At 69.2% G+C, this 12,320-nt stretch carries 10 protein-coding genes and 1 pseudogene; 5 read left to right on the top strand and 6 right to left on the bottom strand.

All coding sequences use genetic code 11. The features are described 5' to 3' along the window. Nucleotides 1–67: 67 nt before the first annotated feature. Nucleotides 68–2,233 (top strand): phosphocholine-specific phospholipase C, encoded by a 2,166-nt coding sequence (locus IJ15_RS0115830; RefSeq protein WP_231569555.1) that lies wholly within the window; start codon nt 68–70, stop codon nt 2,231–2,233. A 69-nt stretch (nt 2,234–2,302) separates the two neighbouring features. Here the strand turns inward: IJ15_RS0115830 and IJ15_RS0115825 are convergent, their stop codons facing one another. Both IJ15_RS0115825 and IJ15_RS0115820 read right to left on the bottom strand, forming a co-directional pair. Further along, the gene (locus tag IJ15_RS0115825; protein ID WP_197059843.1) at nt 2,303–2,749 is read right to left on the bottom strand and encodes a DUF1579 family protein; all 447 of its coding nucleotides are present in this window, start codon (nt 2,747–2,749) and stop codon (nt 2,303–2,305) included. Nucleotides 2,750–2,948: 199 nt separating this feature from the next. Further along, nucleotides 2,949–3,503, bottom strand: coding sequence for a YceI family protein (locus IJ15_RS0115820; protein WP_031939320.1), 555 nt, complete (start codon nt 3,501–3,503; stop codon nt 2,949–2,951). A gap of 307 nt (nt 3,504–3,810) precedes the next feature. On the opposite strand from IJ15_RS0115820, the gene IJ15_RS0115815 reads away from it, so the two are divergent. Next, nucleotides 3,811–4,425: a hypothetical protein gene (locus IJ15_RS0115815; protein ID WP_031939319.1), complete on the top strand. Its 615-nt coding sequence runs from the start codon at nt 3,811–3,813 to the stop codon at nt 4,423–4,425. Nucleotides 4,426–4,491: 66 nt separating this feature from the next. Here the strand turns inward: IJ15_RS0115815 and IJ15_RS0115810 are convergent, their stop codons facing one another. Then, complete coding sequence (locus tag IJ15_RS0115810; RefSeq protein ID WP_031939318.1) at nt 4,492–6,201, bottom strand: 2-isopropylmalate synthase; 1,710 nt, start codon at nt 6,199–6,201, stop codon at nt 4,492–4,494. Nucleotides 6,202–6,367: 166 nt separating this feature from the next. On the opposite strand from IJ15_RS0115810, the gene IJ15_RS0115805 reads away from it, so the two are divergent. Continuing rightward, complete coding sequence (locus IJ15_RS0115805) at nt 6,368–7,051, top strand: FadR/GntR family transcriptional regulator (RefSeq protein WP_031939317.1); 684 nt, start codon at nt 6,368–6,370, stop codon at nt 7,049–7,051. Between the two features lie 9 nt (nt 7,052–7,060). Here the strand turns inward: IJ15_RS0115805 and IJ15_RS0115800 are convergent, their stop codons facing one another. Both IJ15_RS0115800 and IJ15_RS0115795 read right to left on the bottom strand, forming a co-directional pair. Further along, nucleotides 7,061–8,224 carry a lysylphosphatidylglycerol synthase transmembrane domain-containing protein gene (locus IJ15_RS0115800; protein WP_031939316.1) on the bottom strand — a complete coding sequence of 388 codons (1,164 nt, stop codon included), beginning with the start codon at nt 8,222–8,224 and terminating at the stop codon, nt 7,061–7,063. 28 nt (nt 8,225–8,252) lie between these two features. Beyond that, nucleotides 8,253–9,710 (bottom strand): adenylate/guanylate cyclase domain-containing protein, encoded by a 1,458-nt coding sequence (locus IJ15_RS0115795; RefSeq protein WP_031939315.1) that lies wholly within the window; start codon nt 9,708–9,710, stop codon nt 8,253–8,255. A gap of 167 nt (nt 9,711–9,877) precedes the next feature. Between IJ15_RS0115795 and IJ15_RS0115790 the strand changes: the two genes are divergently transcribed. Continuing rightward, complete coding sequence (locus IJ15_RS0115790; protein ID WP_031939314.1) at nt 9,878–11,050, top strand: AI-2E family transporter; 1,173 nt, start codon at nt 9,878–9,880, stop codon at nt 11,048–11,050. A 17-nt stretch (nt 11,051–11,067) separates the two neighbouring features. Then, nucleotides 11,068–11,745 (top strand): DUF1707 SHOCT-like domain-containing protein, encoded by a 678-nt coding sequence (locus tag IJ15_RS0115785; protein WP_031939313.1) that lies wholly within the window; start codon nt 11,068–11,070, stop codon nt 11,743–11,745. Nucleotides 11,746–11,748: 3 nt separating this feature from the next. On the opposite strand, the pseudogene IJ15_RS26450 reads toward IJ15_RS0115785, so the two are convergent. Then, nucleotides 11,749–12,320 (bottom strand): annotated as a pseudogene (locus tag IJ15_RS26450) (MMPL family transporter); the annotation flags it as partial.

Below are 12,320 nucleotides of genomic sequence, written 5' to 3'. Positions count from 1 at the left end.
CCCGGCCCGTGCACGGCTTCGATAGCCTCCGCGCAACTGCGGCCGATTCGCCTGCTCAGGAGGTCCCGTGACGTTCGAGATGTCCCGCCGTCGTTTCATGGCCCTGGGCGCGGGCGCTGTCGGCGTCGCTGCGGCCGGATCGCTGCTGCCGCCGTCCCTGCAGGCGGCGCTCGCATCCCCGGTCCCACCCGGGAGCCTGGACTCGATAGAGCACGTGGTGCTGCTGATGCAGGAGAACCGGGCCTTCGACCACTACTTCGGGACGCTGCGCGGCGTCCGCGGGTTCGGCGACCCCAACGCACTGCGCCTGCGCACCGGCCGAACCGTGTACGAGCAACCGGACCGGGAGTCCGTCGTCGTGCCCTACCCGATCCGGGACGCGGCGGACGCCGCTCGGATGGACACCCAGAACGTCGACGCCCTCGACCACGAGTGGGCCGGCGGTCAGGCGGCCGTCGCCGACGGCTGGCACGACGGTTGGATCCCCGCCAAGACCGCGGCGACGATGGCCCACTACGACCGCCGGGACATCCCGTTCCAGTTCGAACTTGCCGAGTCGTTCACCGTGTGCGATGCCTACCACTGCTCGGTCCCCACCTCGACCGCACCCAACCGTAACTACTGGATCAGCGGCTACACCGGGTTCGAATCGAACGGCACCCGCGCGGTCACCAACGACTCGTACATGCCGTGGCACGCCGGGTACACGTGGACCACCGTCCCCGAACGCCTCGAGACGGCCGGGATCAGCTGGCGGACCTACCAGGAGTGGGACAACTTCACCGACAACAACCTCGAGTACTTCGTCCGGTTCAAGCGGATCGTGCACGGACTGCTCGGGCATCCTGTACTGCTGCCGTACCAGTTCCCCACGCTCGCAGCGCTGTACGCGGCACTGCCGTTGCTGCCGCCCGACGTGCAGAACCTGCTGCTGGGGTGCCTCGACGAGGGCGTCGCCCGCCTCGACGCGGCCGATCGGCGACTGTACGACCGGGCGCTGCGCCGCGAACGTCCCGGCACGCTCGCCGACGTCTTCCGCGCCGACGTCGAAGCCGGCACGCTCCCGCAGGTGTCGTACCTGGTGCCGTCGGCCGTGGACTGCGAGCACCCGATGACCTCGTCACCGGCGTCGAGCGCCTCCCTGGTCTACAAGGTGCTCGACGCGATCGCCTCCGATCCCGAAACCTGGTCGAGGACAGCGATCTTCCTCAACTTCGACGAGAACGACGGCTACTACGACCACGTGCCGCCGCCGCTGCCGCCACGGGACGTCGCCGACGAGCACGTCGGCGACCTCCCGCTCGGACTCGGACCGCGCGTGCCGATGACGGTGATCTCGCCGTGGACCGTCGGCGGCTACGTGTGCTCGCAGGTGTTCGATCACACCTCGATCACCCAGTTCCTGGAGAAGCGTTTCGGATTCACGCAGCCCGAGATCAGCGGGTGGCGGCGCACCGTCGCCGGTGACCTGACGTCGGCGTTCGACTTCGGCAGTCCCCGGGCCCGGCCGTCGCTCACCCCGCCGCAGCCCGCTCCGCCGCTCACCCCGCGCTGGAAACCGGCCCCACCCGAGCAGCAGCGGATGCCGGTGCAGGAGAGTGGAACCCGGCCGGCACGAGCCCTGCCGTACCAGCCGGACGCGGACGCCGTGTTCGACGCGCAATCGCGGGTGCTGTCGGTCCGCCTGCGCAACACCGGCACCGAGAGTGCGCACCTGGCGCTGTTCCCGTACGCAGGCGAGTACGACCGGCCCCGCCACTACGACGTCCTCGGAGACCGGCTCGACGCGGTGCCGGTGCCGGGGGAGCGCTACGACCTGACGATGATCGGCCCCAACGGATTCCGGCGGGAGTTCGCGGGATCGACGACCGGACCCGGGGCGGACGTCCAGGTGGACACGACGATCGACGCGTCAGCCCGGACGGTGCGGGTGTCCGTGGTCAACCACGGCTCCGGCGCCGTCACCGCCGAACTGGCCGGGAACCAGGCATCACTCGCACCGGGCACCACACGGACATGGACGGTCCCGTCGCAGCGGGGATGGTACGACGCGGCGCTCGCCCTCGGCGAGGACCCGGCATTCCGCCGCCGCTGGATGGGGCACATCGAGAACGGTGCGGAGAGCGTCGGCCAGGAATCTGTCGAGGTGGCCGCGACCGGAGACCTGACGCTGCTGCCGCAGCCGCCGGTGAGCGGTTCGGCGGGACTGCCGGTGTCACTGCCCGGGTCGTAGCAGAATCGGACGTGCCGACCACCTGCTGCGCTGGTTCGGGACACCGGGCGACTGATCTCCGGCGACCCCCTATGCGGTTGCGACGAAGCGCATGTCCATCCAGTGGATCCAGCCGCCGGTGTCGTCCTGCCGTTCCCAGCGCGCCGTCATGGACGATCCGTCCGCGGACGGCCGGAGGGTGCTGCGCATCCCGTCCCCCAAGAACGTCCATGATCCGTCCGCGTCGAGGTGTGCGGTCATCGTTCCGTACGCGCCGGAGCCGTCGAACGCTCGCATGGCGTACGTGTCGGCCTCGGCGTCGTATCCGCCGATGAGCTCCAGCGCGTGCACGTGGTCGTCACCCATCATCACGTCCACACGGTGGACGACCCATTTCCCGCCGGGCATCCACTCGTACTCGTCGGTGCCGTCGATCGTCGCGACAGCCTTCCCGTCCTCGTCGAGCACGGTGCCCGATGTCTGCCATCGTCCGATGATGGTCTCGAACGGTCGCATGGTCCCGGTGGTGGCTGTCATGTCGGTCCTCTCGCGGTCGAGCGACGTTGCGCCTGGGTGCGCACGGAGATCGGTGGTGCTCTCGGGTAGACCGGCCACCGGTCGAAAACTCATCGGTCCGGACTCTGCCTCATGACGCCGACGATGCGAGGGGATACGCAAAACGCACCCGCTGCGACCGGGGGAGGTGGTCACAGCGGGTGCGTGGTCGGAGCGAGAATCAGGCCTGGAGGCCGGCCTCGATCTCGAGGTTGATGGTGATCTTGTCGCCGACGACGGCGCCGCCACCCTCGAGGGGCATCTCGATGTTGATGCCGAAGTCCTTGCGGTTGATGGTGGTGGACGCCTCGAAACCGGCGACCGGGCCGTTGCCCATGCCCGGGTTGACGCCGAGGCACTCGAGCGCCAGCTCGACGGGCTTGGTCACGCCGTGCAGCGTGAACTCGCCCTCGACCACGAAGTTCGAACCGGCCGGGCGAACGGCGGTGGAGACGAACGTCGCCGTGGGGAACTGCTCGACGTCGAAGAAGTCGGCCGACTTGATGTGGCCGTCACGCTGCTCGTTGTTGGTGTCGATGGAGGCGACCTGGATCTCGGCCCGCACGGACGGGGTGCCGTCCTCGGCGATCGTGATCGAACCGCTGAAGTCGTTGAACGTGCCACGGACCTTGCTGACCACCAGGTGGCGGACCATGAAGCCGACGGTCGAGTGAGTCTGGTCGATGGCCCACGTGGTGCCGGCGGACAGGTTGGGCAGGGTGATGGCAGTGGTCATGTGTGTGCTCCCGAATGCAGTTAGTTGAAACTTCAAAGACTGTGGTTACAACGGTGGCAGCGGTGCGGGCATTCCGCAAGTGGACGTGATGCCGGTCACAGTCGCGCCCGAGGGTTGCGGGCCGGGTAAGTCCGGCGTCGAGAAGGTAGTTCTTACTCCCGGGTAAGTATCCGTGGTACGTTCGCCCTGTTTGGCTGCTATGTCCGTCGTCACTATCTGCGGACTGCCACGTATTCGCTTCTGCCGCGCCGGATCTCGGAGCTGGTGGGGCTGTGGTGATCCGTGCCCTGAATGCAAGGAGAAGCCGTTGTCGAAGAAGACTGTTACCCGTGGTGCCGGCGCTGCCGTCGCGCTGACCGGCGCCCTCGCCCTGGCCCTGCCGGGGTTCGCGTCCGCCGCCCCGGACACCGAGGTGCCCGCTCCGAAGATCACGGCCAGCGCCGACGGCGACGTGATCGACATGACCGTCACGCAGACGAGCAGCGGGCAGGGCGTCACCTGTCTGCCCATCGTTCTGAACGCGGCGGACGCACTGCCCCTCGCCGCGCTGCCGACCGATCAGTGGCCCGGCTTCGGCGACCTTCTCGGCAAGGTCTACTACATCGGAAATCAGACGACCGACGCGTCGCCGACCTCGGAGAGCACCACCGCGACCGAGGAGGGCGAGGTCAACACCGGCCTGCTCAAGCCGATCACACCCGGCGCGTACGCCGTGGTCGGAGCCTGCTTCGACGCCGCCGACCCGATGTCGGTCCTGTCCTACAGCTACCAGGTCGTCTTCTCCCCGGGAGGCTTCGGCAGCCTGGGTCAGGCACTGGACCTCGGCAGCACCACCATCAAGATGGACGGCGGCAGCGGCATCATCGCCGACCTGCTGAAGAGCGGCGCCGGCAGCAGCATGCTGTCCGCAGCCATCAGCTGATCCCTCGTCCCTCGGTGCCGGCCGAAACACGTTCGAGGTAAACGTGTTTCGGCCGGTACCCGGCGGTCACTGCGGCTGCGGAGCCTTCGCGCCGGCGACCGTGGCCAGTACGGCGCGAAGCGCGGACGCCGTCACCGACTGGTCGAAGCCGACACCCCAGCGCGCGTCCCCGTCACCGTTGCGGCAGCGCGCATAGGTGACCGCCCGGCTGTCGCTGCCCGAACCCACCGACTGCTGCACCAGCGACAGCACCTCGACGGGACGGCCGTGCTCGGCCAGGATCCGGGTGAGCGCCTCGACCGGCCCACTGCCGGAGGCGTCTCCGACGACCGTGGACCCGTCGAACTCGACCCGCACCCGGAGGTGGTCGCCGGCCTCGCGATGCTCGAGCGACCACGGGCCCAGGTGCCCGTCGAAGCCGTACTCGGCGTGCAGCAGCTCCCACAACTGCTCCGTGGTGATCTCCGCACCGCTGCCGTCGGTGGCCCGCTGGACGCGTTTCGCGAAGTCGATCTGCAGCGGCCGGGGCAGGTCGACGCCGAATCCGGTCTGCAGCAGGTACGCGATCCCGCCCTTGCCGGACTGGCTGTTCACGCGGATCACCGCCTCGTAGTCGCGTCCCACGTCGCGGGGATCGATCGGCAGGTACGGCACGTCCCACTGCGCCAGCCCCGGGTCGATCCCAGCCGCTTCGGCGGACGCGTAGTGGTGTGCGAACCCCTTCTTGATCGCGTCCTGGTGGGTGCCCGAGAACGCGGTGAATACCAGGTCGCCGCCGTACGGGTGCCGCTCGTGCACCTCGATCCGGTTGCAGTACTCCACCGTTCGCTTCACGGCATCGATATCGGCGAAGTCGATCATCGGATCGACGCCCTGCGCATGCAGATTGAGTGCGAGCGTCACCAGATCGACATTGCCGGTCCGCTCACCGTTGCCGAACAGGCAGCCCTCCACGCGCTGCGCGCCCGCCAACACCGCCAGTTCGGCGCACGCCACCCCGGTGCCGCGGTCGTTGTGCGGGTGCACCGACAGGATCACCGAGTCGCGGCGCGCCAGGTTCCGATGCATGTACTCGATCTGGTCGGCATACACATTCGGAGTCGAGATCTCCACCGTCGCAGGCAGGTTGTGAATCACCGGCCGGTCGGGGGACGCGTCCCACAGTGCGGTGAGGCTGTCGCACACCTGCAGCACGAAGTCGGGCTCGGTCAGGTTGAACACCTCGGGCGAGAACTCGAACCGCACCCCCGGTTGGTGCTCGGCGCCGCGGGCCACGTCCTGGGCGGCATCGAAGATCAAGCGGTGCAGCGACTCCCGATCGTGACCGAGCACGACATCGCGCCACGTGGGCGCGGTCGCGGTGTACATGTGCAGCACGACGTTCGCCAGCCCGCGCACCGATTCGAAGGTGCGCTCGATGAGATCGGCCCGTGCCGCCGTGAACACGACGATCGTGACATCGTCGGGGACCAGGTCCTGCTCGGCCAGGTTGCGGACGAAGTCGAAGTCGGTCTGGCTCGCCGACGGGTAGCCGACCTCGATCTCCTTGTAGCCCATGTCGACCATGAGGTCGAAGAAGCGTTGCTTGCGGGCCGGATCCATCGGTTCGGCGAGTGCCTGGTTGCCGTCGCGCAGGTCGACCGGCACCCACAGCGGCGCGGCGGTGGTGCGGGCGGTGGGCCAGTGACGGTCGACGAGTGGCACCGGGACCCGCTCGGTGTGCGGGCGGTAGCGGTGGCTGGGCATGGACGACGGGCGCTGGCGATTCCAGTTCATGGGAGGGCTCCTGTGCGGATCGAATCGGTCCGACCGGCACGACGGAACCCCGCGGCGGGGTGCCGGTCCGGTCAGACCCCGCCGCGGCAACCGAGGAGCAGTCCACGACAAGCCATGCGCGCTAAGCTAGACCACGGAAACTTGTCTGACAACCTGAGGAGTTCGATTGACCGCCCCGCTGCGCCGAAACCTGCTCGCCGATCAGGCCGCTGACCAGCTACGCCGCCGGCTGCAAGCGGGGGAGTGGGAGATCGGCACGAAACTGCCGGGGGAGACCACGTTGGCCACCGAACTCGGGATCGGACGGTCCACGGTCCGGGAGGCGCTGCGGCTGCTCGCCGGGCAGGGGATGCTGCGACCCCGACAGGGCTCCGGGGTGTTCGTCGAACGCCTCGAACCCGAGACGGACGGCTGGGAGACGGTGGTGCGGACCGAGGCGATCGCCGCCGTCGTCGAGGTGCGCACCGCGATCGAGGTGGAGGCCGCCCGGCTCGCCGCGTCCCGAGCCACCGGCGCCGACATCGCCGCGATGCGCCGGGCGCTGGACCTGCGCGCGGCCGCGGCCGACGCGCCCGACCGGGAGTTCGTCGACGCCGACATCGAGGTCCACCGCGCCGTCGTCGTCGCCGCGCACAACCCGGTGCTGACGGAGTTGTTCGAGACGTTCACGCCGCGGCTGGCCGAAGCCCTCGTCGACATGATCGGTCTGCTGGGCCTGCGGGATCACCGCGCCGAACCGAACGCCGACGAGCATCTCGCGCTCGTCGACGCCATCGCCGCCGGCGACGTGGAGGAGGCTGTCCGGGTCAGCCGCGCGCACCTCGAGGCGATGGCCGCCGAACTCGGTTGAGCGCCGGCGTCACTCGCCGGACGGCCGGGGCGTCTCGACGTGCGGTTCGCGAATCGATGATGTCGGATCCGCGGCGATTCCACGCTCCGGCAACGCCGTCGTGTCGCGCTGTGCGAGTTCGATGTCGAATCCCGAATCCTCGTGCTGCTGCCCCCGGAACAGGAACAGGAAGATGATCCAACCGACGATCGCGACGAGGATGAAGCTCACGCCGCGGTACACGAATGCGGCCGCCACCGCCTGCGACGCGCTGATGCTCGCGGCGGTGGTGAGGGCCGCGATCAGCGTCGCGTCGACGTAGACGAGACCGCCGGGCGCGCCCGGAATCGTGGCGACCGCCTTGCCCGCCGCGAACGCGATCAGCAGTCCCGGGAGCAACGGCTCGGCGCCGATCGCGAAGCACGCCGCACCCAGGCACACCACGTCCGCGACGCGATGGACCGCCGACCAGCCCAGCGTCAGCGCCGCATCACGCTTCCCCAACTGGACCGAGTCGAGTTGCTCGATGGTGGTCCGCACCGCATCCATGCCCGTGTCGGCGGGCTTGCCGCGGAGCCGGTTCACCCGGACGAGCACCCACCGGGCGGCGGCCCCGATGGAATCGGGATGTGCCGAGACGTACCGACCCGCGTACAGCAGTGCGATCAGCCCGGCCACCGAGAACAGCAGCGTGAACGGACTCACCGACCCGCCGACCAGCAGCGCGCCCGACACACCGATCAGCGCCAGCCCGGCCGCCGCGATCACACCCGAGATCGCCAGCTGCCACGACGCGACCACCGGACTGGCTCCCCAGCGCCGGGTCTCCTTGTACGTGAACGCCGTGGAGAACACCTGCCCCGCGGGCAGCGTCAACGCCATCGCCGTCGACCCGTAGATCACCGCGGCGGACTTGCGCTGGCTCACCGCAACCCCGCCGGCGTGCAGCAACTGCTTCTGCACGCGGCCGTAGCCGCTCAGTGACACCGCCTGCGCGACGATGCACAGCGCCAGCCAGCCCCAGTGGATCTCCGACAGGGCCTGCCACGACTCGTGCAGCCGCGGCCACAGGTAGATGCCCTCGCCGATCAACAGCGCCAGCAGCAGGACGCCGGCCACCCACTTCAGCCACCAGAAACGCCCGCGCGGCCGACTCCTGTCGCCGCCTCGGGGGTCGGGCTCCGGCTGTGCCACGAGCCCAGCGTAACCATCCGGACTCACATCACTCCGGATACAGCACGGGCCACGCGAGATGCGTGTTGCGGCGACGGCCGCGCAACTGCACCTGATCGCCCAACTCCCAGTGCGCCTGCTCCTCGTCGTCGGCGAAGTACAGGGCGCTGGTCGAGGCGAGGACCCGGCTCGGCCGCAGCTTCGCCAGCTCGGTGAGACGGGCCGCCTCGTTCACCGGATCGCCGATCACCGTGTACTCGAACCGCTCCGCCGCGCCGATGTTGCCGGCAACCGCGAGACCCGCCGACACGCCGATACCGATGTCGAGGCCGGTGATCTCGTTGAGCGCGAAACGCAGCTCCCGGGCCGCCGCCAGCGCCGCCGTCGGTGCATCCGGCCGATCCAGCGGGGCGCCGAAGATCGCCAGCGCCGCATCGCCCATGAACTTGTTGACGAACCCGTGATGCCGGTCCACGACGTCCACGATCACCCGGAAGAACTCGTTGAGCAGCTCGACGACCTCACCCGGCGGGCGCTCCGCGGCCGCACCGGTGGACCCGACCATGTCGACGAACAGGACCGCGACGAAGCGGGTCTCGCCGCCCAGTTCGGTGCCGAACTGCAGTGCGCGCCGGGCGACGTCCTCGCCGACGTGCTGACCGAACAGCTCACGCAGCAGCTTCCGCTCGTCGGACTCGCGCATCATCCGGTTGAAGCCGACCTGAAGGCGGCCGATCTCGGAACCGTCGAACACCTCCACCCGCACGTCCGTCTCGCCGCGCTGCACCCGCTCGATCGCACGGCGCAGTTGCCGGATCGGATCGGAGATCTGGCTGGCGGTGAGCATCGACAACGCGAACGCCTGCCCGATCGCCATGATCGACAGCAGCAGGATCGCCCACGCCAGCGACCCCGGTGAGAAGTTCAGGTCGGTCGTCAGCTGGGTGACACACAGCAGGATGATGCCGATGACCGGCATCAGCGTGCCCAGGCCCCACGTCATCGCCAGGCGGGTGCCGACGCCGGGCGCCATCGTCCGATCGAACTGGCCCTCGCTGAGGGCCTGCGCCGCGACAGGACGCAGGATCCGCTCCCCGAGCATGTACGTGAAGCCGAACGTCGTCGTCGCGGCCATGCAGACCGTGACGACGACCGCGATGGACAGCTGGGGCATCTCCTCCACGGTCAGGAGCACGAAGATCACCCCGCCGAGGAACCACAACACCAGATGCACGATCGCCTGGCGCAGCGGCGCATGCAGCGCCGCCATCTGCTCACTCCGCGTCGGCGGACCACCCCGCAACTGCCAGCGGATCACCGACCGCAGCATCATCGCCGCGGCCGTCAGACTGACGACACCGGCGAACATGAGGTAGATGCTGAAGACGGCGAAGTTCCGGACGTGGTCGTTGATGATGGCGGCCGACTCCGGAATCGGGATCCCGTACCGGACGAACGCGAACACCAACACCGCGCCGATCAGGTTCGCCCCGAGCATCGAGAGCATGTAAAGAGGCCAACGACTACGAATCGTCAGCGCCACTGCTCGGTACGAAGCCCACACGACCTCATAATTTAGCGGGACACACTTCGCGACTCGGCAGCGCACACGGTTGCTGCGCCGGACGGTCGTTTCGCCGCCACCGGCGGTCGTCCTCCCGATACGCTCGCGCGGTGAGCGACGAGGAGTCGGAAGGGGCCGCGGTTCACCCGCTCGTTCGGGTCGGCGCCGCGTGGACGTGGCGTCTGCTGGTGCTGTTCGCGGGTCTGCTCGCCCTCGGATTCGTCGTCTCGAAACTCGACACGGTCGTCATTCCCGTCGCGATCGCGCTGCTCGCGTCGGCCCTGCTGATCCCGGCGGTGGACTGGATGCACCGGCGCGGCGTGCCCCGCTCCGCCGCCGTGATCATCGCGATCGTCGGCACCATGGGCGTCGTCGGCGCGATCCTCGCGTTCGTCGTCGAACAGTTCGTCGAGGGCCTGCCCGGACTGAGCGACCAGTTCGCCGACAGCGTCACGACGGTCCAGGAGTGGCTCACCGAGGGTCCGCTGCACGTGCGTGAGGAACAGATCCGCCATGCGGGCGACAACATCGTCAAGGCCGTCCAGTCCAATCAGGAAGCACTCACCAGCGGCGCACTCACCACCGCGACCGTCATCGGTGAGATCTTCGCCGGTGCGTTCCTCACCCTGTTCACCCTCATCTTCTTCCTGTACGGCGGCGATCAGGTGTGGGAGTTCGTCACCCGACTGGTCCCGAACAGCCAGCGCGCCCGCGTTCGCCTGGCCGGACGGCAGGGATTCAACTCGCTGGTCGGGTACACCCGGGCGACGGTGGCCGTGGCCGCGGCCGACGCGATCGGCATCGGCACCGGACTCGCGATCCTCGGTGTGCCGCTCGCCCTGCCGCTCGCGTCGCTCGTCTTCATCGGCGCGTTCATCCCGATCGTCGGAGCCTTCGTCACCGGCTTCCTCGCCGTCCTGGTCGCACTGGTCACCAAGGGCCTGCTCACCGCGCTGATAGTGCTCGGCATCATCGTCGGCATCATGCAGCTCGAGGGGCATGTGCTGCAGCCTCTGCTGCTGGGCCGCGCGGTCCGCCTGCATCCGCTCGCCGTCGTCCTCGCCATCACCACGGGCATCGTGCTCGCGGGCATCGTCGGGGGTCTGCTGGCCGTGCCGATCGTCGCGTTCCTGAACACCGCGGTCCGGTCGCTGTGCGCCGAGGACCCGGAACAGGCATACGAGTCGCTCGTCGATGCCGACCCGTCGGTACCGATGTTCCCCGTGAAACCGGACGAACCAGGCGACGGAGGCGTCGGTCGCCCCACCGCGCCCCCCGACTGAGAACTATCCTTGCCCGAATGGAGGCAAGAGATCTGCGGGTGTCGGACGCCGAACGCGAGCACGTCGGTGAGTTGCTGCAACGCGCGGTGGGGCAGGGAATGCTCTCGCTCGGCGAGTTCACCGAACGGATGGACACCGCGCTGGCAGCGAAGACCCGCGGCGAACTCAACGCGGTACTCGCCGACCTGCCGGGAATGCAGATCGATCCGTCGTACCTCGCCGGTCAGCAACCCGGGTCCGGGCCGGCCCCCGTGCCGCCCGGCCCGCCGCCCGCGCACCTCCCGGTCCCCGGAGCGTCCGCCGGGCCCATCGCCGGACAGTCGGCCCAGCAACCCCTCGTCATTCGCAGTCGCATGTCGACGATCACCCGCAAGGGTCGCTGGCACGTTCCCCCGAACGTGTTCCTCGACTCCCGGATGGGCACCTCGACCCTCGACTTCTCCGAAGCCGTCATGCAGACGCAGGTGGTCCATCTGACGGTCGACGACTCCTGCGGATCGATCACACTGATCGTTCCGGCCGAGGCGACCGTCGACCTCAACGAGGTCGACGCCGTCGCGGGTTCGGTGTCGAACAAGGTCCGGACCGGTCCGCCCTACGGGCCGCTGCACCTCGTGGTCCGCGGCCGGGTGCGGTTCGGGTCCATCACCGCCCGCCACCCGTACGGCACCACATTGCGCAAGATGCTCGGCTGACGGTCAGTCGTCTTCCCGGTGGTGGCGGGCGAGCAGTTCGCTGACGCTCACCGCCACACCGTCCCCACGACGATGCCGCCCGGTGTCGGTGTCGTCGTCGGATGCCTCGTCGTCGTGCCGAGCTTGGGACTGGGGCTGGGGTTCGGGCCGGGGGAGCGGTTCAGGGGCGGCGTCGGGCGCGACGACCGGCATCGCGGCCGTGTTCGGTGCCCGCAACGCGGACAGCCACGCGACCTCTCCGTCGTCGTCGGAGATGGACGGCCGCGGCCGCCGGCTCTCCGGCCCCGGGGCCGGAGCAGGCACCGGCGCGGCGACGACCGGACCGGGGGCGGAAGTGGTTGCCGGTGCGGGCTGCTCGGGTCGTGCCGCACTGCGACGCGGAGTAGCCGCACGGGCCCGGGGGGCCGTCGCGATCCGGGGGATCGGTTGGGTGAGGGGATCGGCGTCTTGGGCCGGCCCCGCGGGAGCCATGGCGTGAACCTGCTCGTGGTTCCGCGGTGCGGCCGGGGTATCCGTCGCCGTCAGTTCGGGTACGTCGCCCGAGAGGCGTTCGTCGTCGAGGATCGGTTCGCCCA

The organism is Prescottella defluvii (assembly GCF_000738775.1).
Lineage (GTDB): Bacteria > Actinomycetota > Actinomycetes > Mycobacteriales > Mycobacteriaceae > Prescottella > Prescottella defluvii.
The sequence above is the reverse complement of the archived record's forward strand: the minus strand, read 5'-3'. Positions and strand labels throughout refer to the sequence as shown.